Source organism: Campylobacter jejuni (genome assembly GCF_049221745.1).
Classification (GTDB): Bacteria; Campylobacterota; Campylobacteria; order Campylobacterales; family Campylobacteraceae; genus Campylobacter_D; species Campylobacter_D jejuni_E.
Window position 1 is genome coordinate 190,351 of the sequence record NZ_JBMJAO010000001.1, and the last position, 17,115, is coordinate 207,465.

Consider the following 17,115-nt stretch of genomic DNA (forward strand, 5'->3'; position numbering starts at 1 on the left):
ATGATTAGATTTTCAAAAATTATTATTTTTGCTTACTATTGCATCGTTAGTAGGTATAGTGGTTTTTGGAAATGTGATAGATTGCAATTCTAATTTCTAATTTATTTTGCATGTGATGAGTATGGATACAAAGTTTGATTATTTAGGTATTGCTATAGTTTATAGGGCTATTACTTCTCCTGTGATTCATCATATAGGTTATATAGCAATTATTCTTTTTGAAACTTTTATTATCTTAACAGCTCTAAAAAGGTGCTTATGATATGCTTAAAGCTAGAAATTTAGATGCTCAAAGCTTTCATAATCTAAGATTTTGGGATTATTTCTTTAACTTGTTGTTGTATTTTATAGTTTTTTGCCTTCCAAGTAGTTACTGTAGAATGGTTTGGAATGTGGATAAGCAAGGTTTGGAATGGTTTGCCTGATGCTACAAGATTGGTAACTTATATGTTTTAGCTTTGATTTTCATCCCTTTTAAAAATGATGATTAATTTTCTATACTAGGTTCTCCAAAACAATCTTTAAGAGCTTCTTTAAGATCTTCTTGTGGGTCAAATTTTTTGGCCCCTTCTTTAAGCATATTAATAGAACTTTGAATATCTATGTTTTTGTTTTCATTGTTCGGTAATTCTTGAGTTAAGGATTGAAGCTTATTTTCATCAATTGTTAGTGCTTTTTGTACATTAATTTTTGCATTTTCTCCAAATTTAGCTTTAAAAAGTTCTTGTATGAGTTTAAAACCTTTATTGAGTGTATCGCGATTTTGTCCTTGTGCGTTTGAGCTTATATTTAAAGTATTATTTTCAAAACTAATAAATTTTGTACTTTGTTTAAAGCATTCTGCAAGATCAAAATCCCTATCATAAATACTATCAAGCAAGATTTCATAAGCATTTTTTTCTATTTTTTTCTCAAGATTAGGTATGATAGGAGAAGGTGTGATCTTAGGTGTAATATTTGTTGTATTTTCTTGTTTGATTTCTTGGATTTGTGTGTCAATTTCTTTTAAATAGCTTGCTTCCATCATCATAAAAGCCATAACACAAAGCGTAAAGCCATCATCATCGCAAAGCATATTTTTAGCTTTTGATAAAATACGGAAAAATCTTTCATAAATTAAAGTAGAAAATTCTGTACTTTTTGCAAAAAAACTTTCTTTTAAATAAAAAAGCATTTCATCAATCACGCTTGAGGCTTCATAGTCTTGCAATTCTTCTAGATACGCAAAAACTTTTTCTTTGTCTTTTGTTAAGATAGCCCGATAAAAGGCTTTGATTTTTTCAGGATCTAAAAATCCTAGCATATCTGTAATTTTACTAATACTGATTTCATTTTGACAAAAAATAATGGCTTGATCAAGTAAGGTTAAGGTATCTCTTAAAGATCCATTACCACTTCTTGCTATGAATTTTAAAGCTTCTTCTTCAAATTTAACATTTTCTTTAAGTAAAATTTCTTTAAGATGATTTAAAATTTCACTCTGTGGAATTTGTTTAAAGCGAAAATGTTGTGTTCTTGAAAGTACCGTTGCAGGAAGTTTTAAAGGATCTGTGGTTGCAAGTATAAATTTAACATAACTTGGGGGTTCTTCTAAGGTTTTTAAAAGCGCATTTGCAGCCTGTGGGGTAAGCATGTGTACTTCATCGATGATGAAAATTTTAAATCTTGCCATAGAAGGGGTGTATTTAGTTTGTTCGATTAAAGCTTGTATGTCTTCAAGTCCACGGTTGCTTGCAGCGTCCATTTCTATAATGTCTATATGTTTGCCTTCAAGTGCCGCAAGACAGTGTTTGCAAGTGCCACATGGAGTATCACTTGGCCCTTGTTCACAAACTAAAGCACGAGAAAAAATTCTAGCACTTGAAGTTTTTCCACTTCCTCTAAGTCCTGAAAAAAGATAAGCATGAGCTAAGCGATTATGATTTAGAGCGTATTTTAAACTTACGCTAACTGTTTTTTGTCCTATGAGTTCATCAAAGGTTTTAGGTCTATACTTAATCGCTAAAGCTTGAAGCATTTTTTACTCGTTCATTATAGATAAAAGTTCTACATTGTCTTTGGTTTTAAGCATTTTAGAATATAAAAATTTCAATGCCTCAACATCATCCATTTGAGAAATCGCTGAACGGATCGCCCAAATTTTTTGAAGATTCGCCACGCCTTGGAGTAATTCTTCTTTTCTTGTTCCTGATTTGATGATATTAATCGCAGGATAAATTCTTCTATCAGCGATATTTCTATCAAGAACTATTTCGCTATTTCCTGTGCCTTTAAATTCTTCAAAAATCACATCATCCATTCTTGAGCCTGTGTCAATTAAAGCTGTAGCAACTATGGTTAAAGAGCCTCCATTTTCTATATTTCTAGCTGCGCCAAAGAAGCGTTTTGGTTTGTGTAGGGCATTAGCATCCACCCCACCGCTTAGGACTTTTCCACTGCTTGGAGTTGCAGTATTGTAAGCACGTGCAAGTCTTGTGATACTATCAAGTAAGATGATAACATCTTTGCCTGTTTCTACCATTCTTTTGGCTTTTTCTATCACGAGCTCAGCTACACGCACATGATTATAGGCAGGCAAATCAAAAGTAGAACTAAAAACTTCGCCTTTTACACATCTTTGCATATCGGTAACTTCTTCAGGTCTTTCATCGACTAAAAGCACGATTAAATGCATTTCTGGATGATTTTTAGCAATAGCAGTAGCAAGTTCTTTCATAAGTTCTGTTTTACCTGTGCGTGGTGGAGCAACGATGAGCCCACGTTGTCCTTTTCCTATAGGAGTGAAAAGATCCAAAACACGACCCGTAAGCTTCATAGCATCGTATTCGAGTTTGATTTTTTCTGTTGGAAAAATAGGAGTTAGGTTGTCAAACAAAGGCCTTTCTTTAGCTTCTTGTAAAGGTAAATAGTTAATTGCTTCGATTTTTAAAAGAGCGTAATATTTTTCTTGATCTTTAGGTTCTCTAACTTGTCCTGTAACGATATCGCCTACACGCAAAGCAAATTTTCTAATTTGTGAATTTGAAACATAAGCGTCATTAACACTATCACTAAGATTGGAATCCATACCTCTTAGAAAGCCATAACCTTCAGAAGAAATTTCTAAAATTCCTGTAAAAAGTATAAAACCACCTTTTTTTGTTTGTGCTTTTAAAATTTCAAAAATAAGTTCTTGGCGGCGAAATTCTCTTGGGTTTTCGATTTCACATTCATTGGCGATTTTAACTAGATTTTCTAAATCTAATAATTTTAATTCTTCGATTTTATAACCTTCCACTGGAACGTGGGTTCTTTGATGTTGTTTTTTTTCTTTTTCCATAAGTCCTCGTAAGATTTAGCAGAATATTTTTTGCAAAATGTGATTTTAGTAAAAAAATGCACTTTTTGTCAAATTTGTTTATAATTATAAAAAATATTTTTTTAAAGAATGATTATGAAATGTGAACATTGTAAACTTGATTATAAACAAGCCCAAATGATAGAGTATAAGGGTAAATTTTTTTGTTGTAAGGGTTGTGAAAGTGTTTGGGAAATTTTGCATGAAAGTGGATTAGATGAGTTTTATGAAAAGCTTGGAAATCAAACTTTAAACCCTGTAAATTTTCAAAATGAAATGAAAAATTATGATGAGTTTGTCACTAAAACCAAAGAAGGATTTAGTGAAATTTATCTCATGATACACGGTATAGAATGTGCAGCTTGTGTGTGGCTTAATGAGAAAATTTTAACCAAGCAAGAAGGAATTTTAGAGCTTGATATCAATCACTTAAGCCATAAAGCACGCATTGTTTTTGACGAACAAAGTATTTCTTTGGTGCAAATTTTAAGACTTATTGAAAGTATAGGTTATAAAGCGAGTGCTTATGATGCAAGCAAGGCTTCAAAAAAAGCGGATTTATTAAAAAGGGAATTTTATTCTAAGCTTGTTGTGGCTATAGCTTGTGTGATGAATATCATGTGGATAGCGGTAGCAAAATACGCAGGATTTTTTAGCGGTATGGATAAGGATACTAAGGATATTTTAAATTTTGCTGAATTTATCCTTTGTTCTCCTGTGCTTTTTTATACGGGATCTCATTTTTATAAGAGTGCTTTAAAAGCTTTAAAAATACATAGTTTAAATATGGATATATTGGTTATTAGTGGAGCAAGTTTGGCTTATATTTATTCTTTATGGGCTATGTTTTTTAGAGTGGGAGAGGTGTATTTTGACTCTGTGGCCATGATAATTTGTTTTGTTTTTATAGGTAGATATCTTGAGATGTTTAGTAAAAAACGTGCTTTAGATACTATAGATGGACTTAATGATTTTTTGCAAAATGAAGTTTTGGTTTTTAATGGCAAGGAATTTGTTCCTAAAGAAGTGCAAAAGGTTTGTTTGGGTGATAGAATTTTACTTAAAACTGGAGATAAAATCTTAATCGATGGAATTTGTAAAAGTGGTGAAATGAGTGTAGATACCTCTTCTTTAAATGGAGAAAATACTCCAAAACTCATACAAAAAGAAGATGAAATTTTTTCGGCTTGTATAGTGCTTGATGGAAGTGTAGAGTATGAAGCAACAAAGCTTTATAAAGATTCAAAACTCAGTCAAATTATCCAGCTTTTAGAACTTGCAAGTTCTAAAAAGGCAAGGCTTGAAAGTTTAGTCAATAGTCTTTCGATTTATTTTTCCAGAACAGTTTTATTTATAGCTTTTGTTTGTTTTAATTTTTGGTTTCTTTGTAAAGAAGCAAGTTTTGAACTTTCTTTAGTCAATGCGATTTCTGTTTTGATTATTGCTTGTCCTTGTGCCTTGGCTTTAGCAACGCCCGTGAGTAATCTTGTAGCTTTAGGTAGAGCTTTGAAAAAACATATTTTATTTAAAAGTTCTAGCGTGATAGAAGATTTAAGTAAATGCGATTATATAGTATTTGATAAAACAGGTATTTTAACTAAAATCGAACTTGAGATTAAAGAAGTTTTTTTAGACAAGTCGCTTAATTTAGATGAAATTTATAATTTTGTTAAGCTTTCTAAGCATCCTATTTCTCAAAATATTGCGTCGTATTTAAAGCAAAAAGGAGCTAAGGATTTAAATTTGGATTTTAAAAAGCATTCAAGCATTCAAGCTAAAGGTTTAAGCGCTGAGTTAAATAAAGGGTTGCTTTTAGGCGGAAGTTCTAAATTTTTACAAGAAAAGGGTATTGCAACTAAAGAATTTGATAATACGCATTTTATTTTTGCCAAAGAGGGTAAAATTTTAGCTTTTTTTGAGTTTGATAGTGTTTTAAGAGAGGGTGCAAAAGAGCTTATCGCTTATCTTAAAAAAGAAAAAAAAGAATTAATGATACTAAGTGGCGATCATCAAAAAGCAGTGGAAAAAATCGCTAAAAAATTAGAAATTCAAAATTATCAAGCTTCTTGCTTACCTGAAGATAAGATGAAAGTTATAGAAAATTTGAGTAAAAATTACAAAGTTTTATTTGTAGGTGATGGGGTAAATGATGTATTAGCTTTAAAATACGCAAGTGTTTCGATGACTTTAAGAGAAGGAAGTGATTTAGCTATTGAAAGCAGTGATGTTTTGCTTTTAAAAAATGATTTATTTTCTTTAAAAAAAGCTATAAAATTATCTAAAAATACTTTTAAAATTATTAAGCAAAACCTTACTTTTTCTTTGTTCTATAATGCTTGTACTATACCTTTAGCTTTTTTAGGTATTATAAATCCTTTGTTTGCTGCTATTTCTATGTCTTTTAGTAGTATAGTAGTAATCTTAAATGCTTTAAGGATTAAAGAATGAATAGTATAATCATGATGATGATAGGAGTTTCTATCTTAGTGTTTTTTATCATTTTGACAACTTTGCTTTGGGGGATAAAAAATAAACAATTTGATGATGATTATAAATTTACTACTTTAAATGATGATGAGGATTCGTTACGTGATGCTATAGAATTAGAAAGGCGTAAAAAAGAAGCTTTGGATAAAAAAAGGCTTTCTTAAATAAGGAAAGCCTTTTTTAGAAATTATTTTAAAGTTTCAATATGAGCTTCGATAGCTTTAAAATCTTCTTCAGTTAAACCTTTAAGGTTAAGTTTCATGATCGCACCTTGACCATAAGCATTTCTTTTGCCTTCTGAGTATTCTTTCATGTATTGAAGTCTTTCAGCAGAAGAAAGAGTTTTTAAAGCTGGAACTTTGTTTAAGTAAACTTTGTCAGCATTTGCACCATGACATACTGCACACTTTTTAAAAAGTGTAGCACCATCTGCAGCAAAAGCAGAAACGCCAAGACATGCCAAAGCAGAAACTACTAATAATTTTTTCATTTGTTTTCTCCTTAGTAAAAATTAGATTACTAGGTATTATATATCTTTATTTTTATAAAAATCTTAAGAAATTAAAGATAATGTTTATTTTCTTTTTAAAAAAGCTATATTATAATGTTTTTATGAAAACAAAAGCATTATTTTTAGATAGAGACGGTGTGATTAATATAGATAAAAAATATGTCTATAAAATAGAAGATTTCGAATTTTGTGATGGAATTTTTGAGCTTTGTAGATATTTTTTAGCTAAAAATTATTTGCTTTTTATAGCGACAAATCAATCAGGCATAGCAAGAGGATATTATAAAGAAAGTGATTTTTTCAAACTTTGTGATTATATGCTTAAAGAATTTGCCAAACAAGATATAAAAATTAATAAAATTTACCATTGTCCGCATTTAGAAGGTTGTGGGTGTCGTAAACCTAAAGCAGGAATGCTTTTAAAAGCAAAAGATGAGTTTAAGCTAGATATGAAAAATTCTATCTTTATAGGTGATAATCTAAGCGATATGCAAGCGGGGTTAAATGCTAATATTGGTACTTTAATCTTAGTTAACGAGGAAAAAAAAGAGGGTAATTTTTTTAGACAATTTACAAATTTAAAAGAAATTTTGAGCTTTTTTAGAAAAAAGGAAAATTCATGAAAATAGTGATTACAGGTGGTGCAGGGTTTATAGGCTCGCAATTGGCTTTAAATTTACAAAAAAAACATGAAATTCTAATCATTGATAAAATGCGTAGCAGCTTGATTTTTGAAAATGGAAATTTGCAAAGTTTTGGTCATTTTAAAAATTTGCTTGAATTTGATGGAGAACTTTTTGTGGGCGATATAAATGATGAAAAAGTTTTGAAAAAAATTGAAGATTTTAAACCAGAGATTATTTTTCATCAAGCAGCGATTTCAGATACAACAGTTTTTGATCAAACTAAGATTTTACAAACTAATTTAAATACTTTTAAAGACTTGATAGAGTTAAGCATCAAACTTCATGCAAAACTTATTTATGCAAGTTCAGCTTCGGTTTATGGTGATGCAAAAAGTCCACAAACCGTCGGCAAAGATGAAGAACCTAAAAATCCTTATGCTTTTTCAAAATTGATGATGGATAAGTTAGCAAAAAAATACTACGATAAAGCCCATTTAGTAGGACTTAGATATTTTAATATTTATGGAAAAGGTGAATTTTATAAAAATAAAACCGCTTCTATGGTTTTGCAATTTGGTCATCAAATTTTAGCTGGGAAAAATCCACGCTTGTTTCAAGGAAGTGATCGAATTTATAGAGATTTTACCTATATTAAAGATGTTATTAGTGCCAATTTAATCGCCCTTGATTCAAAATGCGGGGTTTATAATGTAGGCAGTGGTAAGGCAAGGACTTTTCAAGATATAGTCGATATTTTACAAAAAGAACTAGATACTAATCTACCTTGTGAATATATCCCAAATCCTTATGTAAAATCTTATCAATTTCACACTGAAGCAAAGCTAGATCAAACTTGGGATTATAAGCCAAAATTCAGTCTTGAAGAGGGAATAAAAGATTATCTAGTAGAAATTAAAAGACTTTTTGAAAAGGAAGTAAATGCTTGAGTTTTTAAGCCAGCAAAAACCTAAAATTTTAATTATAGGTGATTTTATGGTGGATAATTACACTTGGTGTGATTGTTCGCGTGTGAGCCCTGAAGCTCCTGTTTTAGTAGCTAAAAATTTAAAAGAAGATAAAAGATTAGGCGGGGCTGCGAATGTTTATGCAAATTTAAAAAGCTTAGGAGCTGATGTTTTTGCGCTTGGTGTTATAGGCGATGATGAGAATGGAAAATTTTTAAAAGAAAATTTAAAAGGAGAATTCTTAATCCAAAAAGGACGTAAAACTCCTTTTAAAAACCGCATTATGGTACATAATCAACAAGTGTTAAGACTAGATAAAGAAGATACAAGTGTAATTTTGCTCGAAGATGAACTTATAAGTTTATTTGATGAAAAGATTAAAGAATTTAAAGCTGTGATTTTAAGTGATTATGCTAAAGGTATTTTAACACCTAAGGTTTGCAAGGCTTTGATAGAAAAAGCTAATGCTTTAAATATTCCTGTTTTAGTTGATCCTAAAGGCAGTGATTTTAGTAAATACAGCGGTGCAACTTTACTCACGCCTAATAAAAAAGAAGCTTTAGAAGCTTTGAAATTTGAAAATTTAGAGGGAGAAAATTTAAAAAAGGGTATTAAAAAATTAAAAGAAGACTTTTCTTTGCGTTATTCTATCATCACTCTTTCAGAAGCTGGAATTGCACTTTTTGATGAGAGTTTAAAAATAGCACCTGCTAAGGCTTTAGAGGTTTATGATGTAACAGGAGCAGGCGATAGTGTGATTGCGGTTTTAGCTTTTTGCTTGGCAAATAAGATTGAAATTTTTAAAGCTTGCGAGCTTGCTAATGAGGCTGCAGCCGTTGTGGTGAGTAAAATAGGTAGCGTGAGTGTAAGTTTTGATGAGATTAAGAGTTTTAAGCGTGTGGATTTTGAGAAAAAAATCAAAAGCAAAGAAGAACTTTTAACGCTTTTAAGACAAAATGATAAAAAGATCGTTTTTACAAATGGTTGTTTTGATATAGTGCATTTTGGGCATATAAAATATCTTGAAAAAGCTAAAAGATTGGGTGATATTTTAGTTGTAGGTTTAAATTCGGATGTGAGCGTGAAAAGACTCAAAGGCGAGAGTCGTCCTATAAATTCAGAGTTTCAAAGAGCTTGTATGTTGGCAGCTTTTTATTTTGTGGATTTTGTAGTGATTTTTGATGAAGATACGCCTTTGGAACTTATAAGTTTTTTAAAGCCTGATATTTTGGTTAAAGGGGCGGATTATAAAGATAAGCTTGTGGTGGGTGCGGATATTGTTTCAAAGGTCGAATTAATCGACTTTGAAGAGGGTTTTAGTACGAGTAAGATCATAGAAAAAATAAAGGATAAAAAATGATAAATTTAGTAGAAAAAGAATGGCAAGAACATCAAAAAATCGTTCAAGAAAGTGAAATTTTAAAAGGGCAAATTGCTAAAGTAGGCGAGCTTTTGTGCGAGTGTCTTAAAAAAGGTGGCAAGATTTTTATTTGTGGAAATGGTGGAAGTGCAGCTGATGCCCAGCATTTTGCAGCTGAGCTTAGTGGGCGTTATAAAAAAGAACGCAAAGCTTTGGCAGGTATAGCGCTTACAACAGATACTTCAGCACTTAGTGCTATAGGAAATGACTATGGCTTTGAGTTTGTTTTTTCAAGACAAGTGGAAGCTTTAGGAAATGAAAATGATGTTTTAATTGGTATTTCAACCAGTGGAAAAAGCCCTAATGTTTTAGAAGCTTTTAAAAAAGCAAAAGAGCTTAATATACTTTGTTTAGGACTTAGCGGAAAAGGCGGTGGAATGATGAATAAACTTTGCGATTATAATCTTGTTGTACCAAGCGATGATACGGCTAGAATTCAAGAAGTGCACATTTTGATTATACATACACTTTGTCAGATTATAGATGAGGGTTTTTAAGTAAATTTATTGCTTTTTCTATTACTTTTTCAGGTTTTAAATCTTTCATACATTTATGGTGTTTTAATGGGCAGGTTTTTTGCATACAAGGCATACAAGTTAGATCTAAATGTACTAATTTTGCGTTTTGATTTTGCCAAGGTGAAGTTTGGGTAAATTTTGTAGGGCCAAAAATAGCCACGGTTTTTATCTTATAAACTGCACTTATATGCATAGGACCACTGTCGTTTGTGATGAAAAGATCACAAAAAGCAATATTTTGACAAAGGGTTTTGACGGTGGTTTTATTGCAAAGATTTTTTACTTTTATGTTTTGTTCTTTTAAAATTTGATAAATTTCATTACAAAGTTCTTGTTCGGCTTTTCCGGCACCAAAGATTAAAATTTCATGACTTTGGCTGAAATTTAAAGCTACTTTAGCAAAATAACTCGCATCCCATCTTTTTGCACTTCCAAAGCTTGCTCCAGGATTTAATCCTAAAATTTTTTTACCATTTTTTAAAATAAGAGGGCCTTGAAATTTTAGCCTAAAAGGAAGTTTTAAGTCTTTAGAATGAGCTTTTATGTCAAGTGAGTTTTCTATAAAATAAAGGTATTTTAAAACTTGATGTTCTTCTTTGTACTTGTTTTTGTCAAAAAAATATCTTTGTTTTGTTTTAAGAATGCGTAAGATAATCTTAGAAGAAAGAGCAGATCTAAAAGCGATGCTAAGATCGATTTTGCCAAGTTCTTTGCGTAAGGATAGGGCTTGTTTGTAGCGTGATTGTTTATTTTCTATGATGATTTTAGAATTAGGAAATTCTTTAAAAAGTGCTGTAGAAACAAAAGAACCATAAAGGATAAACTTAGCATCTTTAAAATGTTCTTTTATAGTGTATAAGGCAGGTGAAGCCATTACTGCATCGCCTAGCCAAGTGGGAAGGTGTATAAAAATTTTCATAAATTTCCTAAATTTTGATAGAATTGTTTTTAATATTTTAACAAAATTTTAGGAAAAATATGCCACAACTTTCGATCATAATCCCGCTTTTTAATTCTTGCGATTTTATTTTAAGGGCTTTACAAAGTTGTATAAATCAGACTTTAAAAGATATTGAAATTTTGGTTGTTGATGATAGAAGTGAAGATGAAAGTTTAAATATAGTTTTAGAATTTGCTAAAAAAGATCCAAGGATAAAAATCTTTCAAAATGAAGAAAATTTAGGCACTTTTGCAAGTAGAAATTTAGGCATTTTGCATTCTAGCTCTGATTTTGTAATGTTTTTAGATAGTGATGATTTTTTAAGTTTAAATGCTTGTGAAATAGCTTTTAAAGAGATGAGAAAAGGTTTTGATTTACTTTGTTTTGATGCTTTTGTGCATAGGGTTAAAACTAAGCGATTTTATCGTTTTAAGCAAGATGAGGTTTTTAATCAAGGTCAGTTTTTAGAATTTTTAAGCAGGCAAAGGCATTTTTGCTGGTCGGTTTGGGCGAAGTGTTTTAAAAAAGATATAATCTTAAAAAGTTTTGAAAAAATTAAAATAGATGAGTGTTTAAGTTATGCTGAAGATGTGCTTTTTTGTTATTTTTATTTTATGTTTTGTGAGAAAATAGCTGTTTTTAAGACTTGTATTTATCACTATGAATTTAATCAAAATGGAAGATATGAAAACAAAAATAAAGAAATTCTATGGCAAAATTATAAAGATAAAAAGAAAAGCAATGAGCTTATAAAAAAGTTTTCTATGGATTTTAAAAATGATGATTTCCACCGAAAATTATTTGAGGTTTTGGAAAAAGAGGAAATAGATTTAAAAAAGAGAGTTTATGAAACAGAAAGTTAGTAGTTTTTGGTATACACCTAAAGGTTATAAGGGAATTGGTTTAATGGAGCTTTTATCTATAAAATCTTTTATAGATAATGGATATAAATTTATCTTATATACTTATAATCTTAATGATAAAATTTTTAGAAAATTAGATGAATTATTTGATGATTTTGAATTAAAAGATGCAAATGAAATTGTTTCTTTTAAAAATTATTTTAGAGATGATAGAGGAGCTGGAGTAGCTGCTTTTTCAGATTTTTTTAGATTTAATCTACTCTATCTCAGGGGGGGGGTATGGGTAGATCTTGATATGATATGTTTAAATCACATAGACTTAAATCAAGAATATATCTTTACGCAAGAAGTAGATGAGGATGATAAAAAACCAAGAATTACAACCTCTTTTTTAAAATTTCCTAAATATTCAGATTTTGGAAAGATTCTTATACGAGAATCAGAAAAAATTATTAATAAAAGAAAACAAATTTCATGGGGTGTTATAGGACCTTGGTTTTTGGCAGATCAAGTAAGAAAATGTGGATTAGAAAATTTTGCTTGGGATTATAAAAGAACTTGTCAGATTTCATGGTGTAATGTGAAATTTTTCTTAGATGATAATGTCTTTATGGATACTAATCAACCTTTTTTGCATTTGTTTTCAGAAATGTGGAGATTAAACAGTATGGAAAAAAATATTTTTCATCAAACAGGAATTTACGGACAACTTTTAAATAAACATCAATTAGAAAATTTATATAACCATATAAATACTTGTTTGGAAACATTACCTGATAATATATTTTCCTTTTTAACTAAATTCTTTATAAAAAAATCATAAAATGCTTATATTGTTAGCTTTTTTTAAATCTTCTATTGTATCTATATCCAAACTAGCTTTTTCATCCATTATATAGTAACTTGTTTTATCTTGCATAAAAGTTGGATTTTTTAAAAATAAATTCGTTTTTATTATATAAATAGCTCCATTACTCATATAAGTTTTTGGTAATTTTTGTCTAGGTATGAATGGATATTTATCGTTGCAAATTCCTTTTAAGCTGCCATTATTATCTATAAAAGCTTTTAAAATTTTATTATTACATTCATTTACGCTTATTAATGCATTCGAGTTTTCTTTTTTAAATTTTATAAAAGATTCGTCTATATGCACACTTGTCCTTAAAGGTGAAGTAGGTTGCAGCAAGATGATGTTTTCACAATCTTTATAAAAATTTAAAGTATGTAATACAACTTTATCACTAGTTGTATCATCTAGCGCGAGTTCTTTAGGTCTTTTTAGTACATCTATGTTTTGAGTTTTTCCATATTCTAGTATTTCATCACCATCGCTACTTAAAACAATTTTATCTATACATTTTGAGTCTTTTGCCGCATTAATAGTATAATATAACAAAGGCTTATTGTGTAAAAGAGCCAAATTTTTATTTTTTATACTTTTTGATCCAGATCTAGCTGGTATTATGGCTAAAGTCATTATTTATTACCCCTAATTAAATTTGCTTAATATTTCATAAATTGCTTTTTTATCAAGCATTGCATAATCTATTTTTTTTTTTTTTCTATGCTTGTAATGAATTTTTTTAAAATTTTCCAATGTTAAAATATCTAAATATTTTTGATAATCATTTCTACGATATTTTAAAGCAGGAAAATGCCATTGAAGTAATTCAGCTTGTAATATTTTTATATTTTTAGGTATAACTTGTTCTTCAGAATATAATTCTTTTGCAACTTGATTGGAATCAATCCACTGACTTTGTTTTGAAACCATTCTTTCTATAAATACACTATTGCATTTTTGAATTAGCAATTGGTCTCCTCCATCGATAAAACCATTTTTTCCTATATTTTGAACAAAAATTTCATTATTGAATATTAGAAAATTAATTCTTGGGAATCTTACTGCAGTATTTTTTGATGCCATATAAAAACTTTTGTATAATTTTTTAGCATCGTAGTAATGATCTACATCAATTTTTATAAACCACTCATCATCTGGTATAAAACTTGCAATATAATTATAATAGCTATGCAATTTATTTTCTTCACTTTGTGGATTTTCAATTTGTACTTCATAGGGATATTTTATCGGTATAAATGAAGGGTATTGTTTGCAAAAATTTAAAATAATCTCTTCACTTCCATCGGTGCAATCATTATATCCTATAACACCTCTTTGTATAGCAGCTAGCATGCTTTCAAGTGATGTTCTTAAGGTGATTGCTTCATTTTTTACTCTTATAAAAGCCCATGGATTTAATGGGGATTTTAAATCTTTTGCATTTGGATCAAAATCAAAAAATCCTTTATGCTTTTGATTGTAAATATTTTTATTTAAATTTAAAAAATATTCGTTATCAAATTTTAATTTTTTAGCAATTTTAAGTGTTCTTAAAGATGCTATAGTATTATGAAAGAAATTCATTGTTTATCCATAAATATCTTTTGCTTATTTATACTAAATAAGCTCTTATTTTTTAAAAGTTGATAAAATTCTTCAGAACTATTTAAAATTTCTAATTGTTTGTTTATAGGATTGTTGTGTATATTTAGATTTAAAATAGCTTCTAGTATATCTTCTTGATTTGCTTTTACTTTCGTTATTTTATCAATATCAGTTCTACCATCTTGTCTTGAACCAACTAAAATTCCATTTACACCAAGGTATAAAGCTTCTTTTATTATACAACTTGAATTTCCTATGATAAAATCAGCATTTTTTAGTAAGCTTATAAAATACTCAAATCTTAAAGAAGGGAAAATTCTAAACTTATCATTATTTTTAATTTTTTCATAATTTTGCAAAATCAATTCAAAACCTAAATCATTATTTGGGTAGATAACTATATAATTTTTTCCACTTTTAATAAGAGCGTTTACAAATTCTTCGCTTTGTTTATACAAAGAATTTATTTCAGTAGTAACTGGATGAAATATAGCTATAGCATAATTTTTAAATTTTATATCATAATATTTTTTTGCTTCATCTAAAGATATAGTATTGTTTAGTAATTCTAAATCTGGGGAACCTATGATAAAAATAGATTTCTTATCTTCTCCAAGCTGCGTTAAACGCCTTTTTGCAAACTTATCATTTACTAAATGAATATGAGCTAGTTTTGATATAGCATGACGCAAACTATCATCAATAGTGCCTGAAATTTCTCCGCCTTCAATATGTGCTACTAAAATATTATTCAAACTTCCAACTATCGCAGCAGCTAAAGGTTCTACTCTATCTCCATGTACTATTATTAAATCAGGTTCTACTTCATGTATAAATTTAGAAAATCCATCAATAGTAGATGATAATGCTTTATCCATTTGATAATATTTATCATGATTTATATATTTGTATATATTTTTAAAACCACATTTTTCTATTTCTATATAAGTAGAACCAAATTTTTTACTCATATGCATGCCAGTTACGAATATAAATAGCTCAAATTCATTTGAATTTTCTACTTTCATCATTAATGATTTTATCTTAGAAAAATCAGCCCTAGTTCCACTTACAAAAACTATTTTTTTCATTCAAAATCTTCCCAAGTAAGTTGTGTGTTATTTTTTATATCTTTTTTTGTTTTTTTGCCAAGTATATTTTCAAATTCTTTTGCACTTATTCCACCTTTTGAGGGTCTTTTTACCCAAATATTATCCATAGATAAAATTTCACCTTTTTTTATATCCTTTATACTTACTACACTTGCAAATGCAAAATCAATGGTTACTTGCTCTTCTTGTAAAGGATTTTTATTATTGTTGCCTCTTAAAAGAACCATTTCTTGAGTTTGATTTATGAGATCTTTTAGAGCATTTTCATCCATAGAGCAAATTATATCAGGACCTTCTCTATTCATAGTATCTGTAAAATGTCTTTCTAGTACACTTGCTCCAAGTGCTATAGCGCCTATGCATGCAAGGTTGTTTGTAGTATGATCGCTAAGTCCATAAAGACAACCAAATTCTTTATATAATTCTAACATAGCTTTTAATCTTACTAAGTGCGATGGAGTGGGATATAAATTTGTAGTATGAAGTAAAACAAATGGTATTTCAAAATCTTTAAGTATTTTAACTGTAGGTTTTATGCTTTCTATGCTATTCATTCCAGTGCTTACTATCATAGGCTTTTTAAATTGTGCTATGTGTTTTATTAAAGGGTAATTATTGCATTCGCCTGAACCTATCTTATAAGCATTCACACCCATATCTTCTAAACGATTTGCAGCAGCTCTGCTAAATGGAGTGCTAAGATATACTAAACCTTGTTTTTCTACATACTCTTTTAAGGCTAATTCATCTTTATAATCTAAAGCACATTTTTTCATAATTTCATAAATACTAATATTTGCGTTACCAGGCACGACTTTTTTAGCTTCTTGACACATTTCATCTTCAACTATATGAGTTTGATGTTTTATTATATTAGATCCAGCTCTTTTGGCTGCATCCACCATTAGTTTTGCTATTTCTAAACTACCATTATGATTTATGCCAATTTCAGGAATTATCAAAGGATTTTCTTGAGATATAATCAATTTATCAATTTCTATTTGCATATTTTTCCTTTAAGTAGTGTTTTATATCACTTGGAAGACTAATTAAATCTTTGATTAATTTATAATAAACATTTTCTTTTAATTTATTTTCTTTTTTATAGTACTTTTTCTGTGCATACTTGGCTGGCAATAATATATCGTTTATATATTTTTCTGGTTTATTATTTAGTGTAAAATTGTTTCCAATGTTTGGAGCTAGTTTAAAATATTTGTCTGAATTTAAACTATAAATATTTATATTATAATTTTTTATTAAATAATCTAGAGCTTGCAAGTCACAGGCCATTGAGTGATTGATAAATTTGCAATTTTTATTTTTAAATCCAACGCATATGCTTAATAAATTTTTCTTATTATTATCAAAAGCATATAAGTTGTTTGTATTTTGATAAAAGTCAATACCACATACATATATGTTTTTATATCCCAAAGCTACAGCTACAGCACACATATAAACTCCACTAGTAATTCTTTGGTTCTTATATATCTCATTATATTTAATAAAAGCAAAAAAATCTTTAAGTTTTTTTATAATTTCATGACCCAAAAAAGCATCACTAAAATATAATTTAAAATTTTCGATTAAATTTGGTCCATCTATATATGGTAAATCAAAAGAAGAACAAATAAGATTATCTATAATATATTCATTTTTTTGCACAAGTTGTTTTGCGGTATAATACTGTTCAAAAAATAAAAAGGGATTAAAAAAAGCATATTTTATTTTTTTACCCGTATAATATTTACTTTCAAAATAAAATTGATTACATCTAAACACATCGTAATTTACCGGCAGTCTTTTATAGTCTATATCTTGTAAACTAGGGCCATTGCCACATACTAAAGCGTTTATACTTGTATTCATTTTATTACCTTG

The 17,115-nt window shown here is 29.0% G+C and carries 19 protein-coding genes; 10 read left to right on the forward strand and 9 right to left on the reverse strand.

Translation table 11 applies throughout. The features are described from left to right. Window positions 1–112: 112 nt before the first annotated feature. Together ACOTU8_RS00960 and ACOTU8_RS00965 are read left to right on the forward strand one after the other, a co-directional pair. Window positions 113–262: a DUF2165 family protein gene (locus ACOTU8_RS00960; protein ID WP_422341392.1), complete on the forward strand. Its 150-nt coding sequence runs from the start codon at window positions 113–115 to the stop codon at window positions 260–262. A gap of 128 nt (window positions 263–390) precedes the next feature. Beyond that, window positions 391–456 (forward strand): hypothetical protein, encoded by a 66-nt coding sequence (locus ACOTU8_RS00965; protein WP_422341660.1) that lies wholly within the window; start codon window positions 391–393, stop codon window positions 454–456. A gap of 31 nt (window positions 457–487) precedes the next feature. Here ACOTU8_RS00965 and dnaX read toward each other — a convergent pair whose 3' ends face one another. Both dnaX and rho read right to left on the reverse strand, forming a co-directional pair. Then, on the reverse strand, window positions 488–2,017 hold the full coding sequence (gene dnaX, locus ACOTU8_RS00970) for a DNA polymerase III subunit gamma/tau (protein WP_422341393.1): 1,530 nt from the start codon (window positions 2,015–2,017) through the stop codon (window positions 488–490). Window positions 2,018–2,020: 3 nt separating this feature from the next. Next, window positions 2,021–3,319, reverse strand: a complete 1,299-nt coding sequence (gene rho / locus ACOTU8_RS00975) for a transcription termination factor Rho (protein ID WP_002853705.1) — start codon at window positions 3,317–3,319, stop codon at window positions 2,021–2,023. A gap of 108 nt (window positions 3,320–3,427) precedes the next feature. Between rho and ACOTU8_RS00980 the strand changes: the two genes are divergently transcribed. Together ACOTU8_RS00980 and ccoS are read left to right on the forward strand one after the other, a co-directional pair. Then, window positions 3,428–5,785, forward strand: coding sequence for a heavy metal translocating P-type ATPase (locus ACOTU8_RS00980; protein WP_422341394.1), 2,358 nt, complete (start codon window positions 3,428–3,430; stop codon window positions 5,783–5,785). Continuing rightward, window positions 5,782–5,988, forward strand: a complete 207-nt coding sequence (ccoS, locus tag ACOTU8_RS00985) for a cbb3-type cytochrome oxidase assembly protein CcoS (protein ID WP_422341395.1) — start codon at window positions 5,782–5,784, stop codon at window positions 5,986–5,988. Before ACOTU8_RS00980 ends, ccoS begins: the two co-directional genes overlap by 4 nt. Window positions 5,989–6,011: 23 nt before the next feature. Here ccoS and ACOTU8_RS00990 read toward each other — a convergent pair whose 3' ends face one another. Further along, entirely contained in the window at window positions 6,012–6,314 is a 303-nt protein-coding gene (locus ACOTU8_RS00990) for a c-type cytochrome (protein ID WP_002852762.1), read from the reverse strand. An 80-nt stretch (window positions 6,315–6,394) separates the two neighbouring features. On the opposite strand from ACOTU8_RS00990, the gene gmhB reads away from it, so the two are divergent. The 4 genes from gmhB to gmhA are packed head-to-tail and all read left to right on the forward strand — an operon-like array spanning window position 6,395 to window position 9,843. After that, window positions 6,395–6,958 carry a D-glycero-alpha-D-manno-heptose-1,7-bisphosphate 7-phosphatase gene (gmhB, locus tag ACOTU8_RS00995; protein ID WP_422341396.1) on the forward strand — a complete coding sequence of 188 codons (564 nt, stop codon included), beginning with the start codon at window positions 6,395–6,397 and terminating at the stop codon, window positions 6,956–6,958. After that, complete coding sequence (gene rfaD / locus ACOTU8_RS01000) at window positions 6,955–7,908, forward strand: ADP-glyceromanno-heptose 6-epimerase (protein ID WP_422341397.1); 954 nt, start codon at window positions 6,955–6,957, stop codon at window positions 7,906–7,908. The genes gmhB and rfaD overlap by 4 nt, the downstream gene beginning before the upstream one ends. Beyond that, on the forward strand, window positions 7,901–9,286 hold the full coding sequence (gene rfaE1, locus ACOTU8_RS01005) for a D-glycero-beta-D-manno-heptose-7-phosphate kinase (RefSeq protein ID WP_422341398.1): 1,386 nt from the start codon (window positions 7,901–7,903) through the stop codon (window positions 9,284–9,286). The genes rfaD and rfaE1 overlap by 8 nt, the downstream gene beginning before the upstream one ends. After that, window positions 9,283–9,843, forward strand: coding sequence for a D-sedoheptulose 7-phosphate isomerase (gmhA, locus tag ACOTU8_RS01010; protein WP_422341399.1), 561 nt, complete (start codon window positions 9,283–9,285; stop codon window positions 9,841–9,843). The genes rfaE1 and gmhA overlap by 4 nt, the downstream gene beginning before the upstream one ends. On the opposite strand, the gene waaF is transcribed toward gmhA, so the two are convergent. Continuing rightward, window positions 9,824–10,783: a lipopolysaccharide heptosyltransferase II gene (waaF, locus tag ACOTU8_RS01015; RefSeq protein WP_422341400.1), complete on the reverse strand. Its 960-nt coding sequence runs from the start codon at window positions 10,781–10,783 to the stop codon at window positions 9,824–9,826. The two genes, gmhA and waaF, sit on opposite strands and share 20 nt — an antisense overlap. 59 nt (window positions 10,784–10,842) lie before the next feature. Here waaF and ACOTU8_RS01020 point away from each other — a divergent pair, with 59 nt between their 5' ends. Together ACOTU8_RS01020 and ACOTU8_RS01025 are read left to right on the forward strand one after the other, a co-directional pair. After that, complete coding sequence (locus ACOTU8_RS01020) at window positions 10,843–11,667, forward strand: glycosyltransferase family 2 protein (RefSeq protein ID WP_422341401.1); 825 nt, start codon at window positions 10,843–10,845, stop codon at window positions 11,665–11,667. Next, window positions 11,651–12,490 (forward strand): glycosyltransferase, encoded by an 840-nt coding sequence (locus ACOTU8_RS01025; protein ID WP_422341402.1) that lies wholly within the window; start codon window positions 11,651–11,653, stop codon window positions 12,488–12,490. The genes ACOTU8_RS01020 and ACOTU8_RS01025 overlap by 17 nt, the downstream gene beginning before the upstream one ends. Here ACOTU8_RS01025 and ACOTU8_RS01030 read toward each other — a convergent pair. From ACOTU8_RS01030 to ACOTU8_RS01050, 5 genes are read right to left on the reverse strand one after another with little or no spacing between them, the layout of a single operon-like run. After that, window positions 12,485–13,147 (reverse strand): cytidylyltransferase domain-containing protein, encoded by a 663-nt coding sequence (locus ACOTU8_RS01030; protein WP_422341403.1) that lies wholly within the window; start codon window positions 13,145–13,147, stop codon window positions 12,485–12,487. The genes ACOTU8_RS01025 and ACOTU8_RS01030 overlap by 6 nt on opposite strands. 12 nt (window positions 13,148–13,159) lie before the next feature. Then, complete coding sequence (locus ACOTU8_RS01035) at window positions 13,160–14,098, reverse strand: beta-1,4-N-acetylgalactosaminyltransferase (protein WP_422341404.1); 939 nt, start codon at window positions 14,096–14,098, stop codon at window positions 13,160–13,162. Beyond that, window positions 14,095–15,210, reverse strand: coding sequence for a UDP-N-acetylglucosamine 2-epimerase (gene neuC / locus ACOTU8_RS01040; protein ID WP_422341405.1), 1,116 nt, complete (start codon window positions 15,208–15,210; stop codon window positions 14,095–14,097). The genes ACOTU8_RS01035 and neuC overlap by 4 nt, the downstream gene beginning before the upstream one ends. Further along, entirely contained in the window at window positions 15,207–16,238 is a 1,032-nt protein-coding gene (locus ACOTU8_RS01045) for an N-acetylneuraminate synthase family protein (protein WP_422341406.1), read from the reverse strand. The genes neuC and ACOTU8_RS01045 overlap by 4 nt, the downstream gene beginning before the upstream one ends. Beyond that, window positions 16,222–17,103, reverse strand: coding sequence for an alpha-2,3-sialyltransferase (locus ACOTU8_RS01050; protein WP_422341407.1), 882 nt, complete (start codon window positions 17,101–17,103; stop codon window positions 16,222–16,224). Before ACOTU8_RS01050 ends, ACOTU8_RS01045 begins: the two co-directional genes overlap by 17 nt. Window positions 17,104–17,115: the final 12 nt, after the last annotated feature.

Bases quoted from the DNA above. Each gene is read 5' to 3' on its own strand.
- rfaE1 (WP_422341398.1), top strand. From the start codon at position 7,901: ATGCTTGAGTTTTTAAGCCAGCAAAAACCTAAAATTTTAATTATAGGT.
- gmhB (WP_422341396.1), top strand. From the start codon at position 6,395: ATGTTTATTTTCTTTTTAAAAAAGCTATATTATAATGTTTTTATGAAA.
- ACOTU8_RS00980 (WP_422341394.1), top strand. From the start codon at position 3,428: ATGATTATGAAATGTGAACATTGTAAACTTGATTATAAACAAGCCCAA.
- neuC (WP_422341405.1), bottom strand. From the start codon at position 15,210: ATGAAAAAAATAGTTTTTGTAAGTGGAACTAGGGCTGATTTTTCTAAG.
- ACOTU8_RS00990 (WP_002852762.1), bottom strand. From the start codon at position 6,314: ATGAAAAAATTATTAGTAGTTTCTGCTTTGGCATGTCTTGGCGTTTCT.
- ACOTU8_RS01050 (WP_422341407.1), bottom strand. From the start codon at position 17,103: ATGAATACAAGTATAAACGCTTTAGTATGTGGCAATGGCCCTAGTTTA.
- ACOTU8_RS01045 (WP_422341406.1), bottom strand. From the start codon at position 16,238: ATGCAAATAGAAATTGATAAATTGATTATATCTCAAGAAAATCCTTTG.
- ccoS (WP_422341395.1), top strand. From the start codon at position 5,782: ATGAATAGTATAATCATGATGATGATAGGAGTTTCTATCTTAGTGTTT.
- dnaX (WP_422341393.1), bottom strand. From the start codon at position 2,017: ATGCTTCAAGCTTTAGCGATTAAGTATAGACCTAAAACCTTTGATGAA.
- rfaD (WP_422341397.1), top strand. From the start codon at position 6,955: ATGAAAATAGTGATTACAGGTGGTGCAGGGTTTATAGGCTCGCAATTG.
- ACOTU8_RS01030 (WP_422341403.1), bottom strand. From the start codon at position 13,147: ATGACTTTAGCCATAATACCAGCTAGATCTGGATCAAAAAGTATAAAA.
- rho (WP_002853705.1), bottom strand. From the start codon at position 3,319: ATGGAAAAAGAAAAAAAACAACATCAAAGAACCCACGTTCCAGTGGAA.
- ACOTU8_RS01020 (WP_422341401.1), top strand. From the start codon at position 10,843: ATGCCACAACTTTCGATCATAATCCCGCTTTTTAATTCTTGCGATTTT.
- gmhA (WP_422341399.1), top strand. From the start codon at position 9,283: ATGATAAATTTAGTAGAAAAAGAATGGCAAGAACATCAAAAAATCGTT.
- ACOTU8_RS01035 (WP_422341404.1), bottom strand. From the start codon at position 14,098: ATGAATTTCTTTCATAATACTATAGCATCTTTAAGAACACTTAAAATT.
- waaF (WP_422341400.1), bottom strand. From the start codon at position 10,783: ATGAAAATTTTTATACACCTTCCCACTTGGCTAGGCGATGCAGTAATG.
- ACOTU8_RS01025 (WP_422341402.1), top strand. From the start codon at position 11,651: ATGAAACAGAAAGTTAGTAGTTTTTGGTATACACCTAAAGGTTATAAG.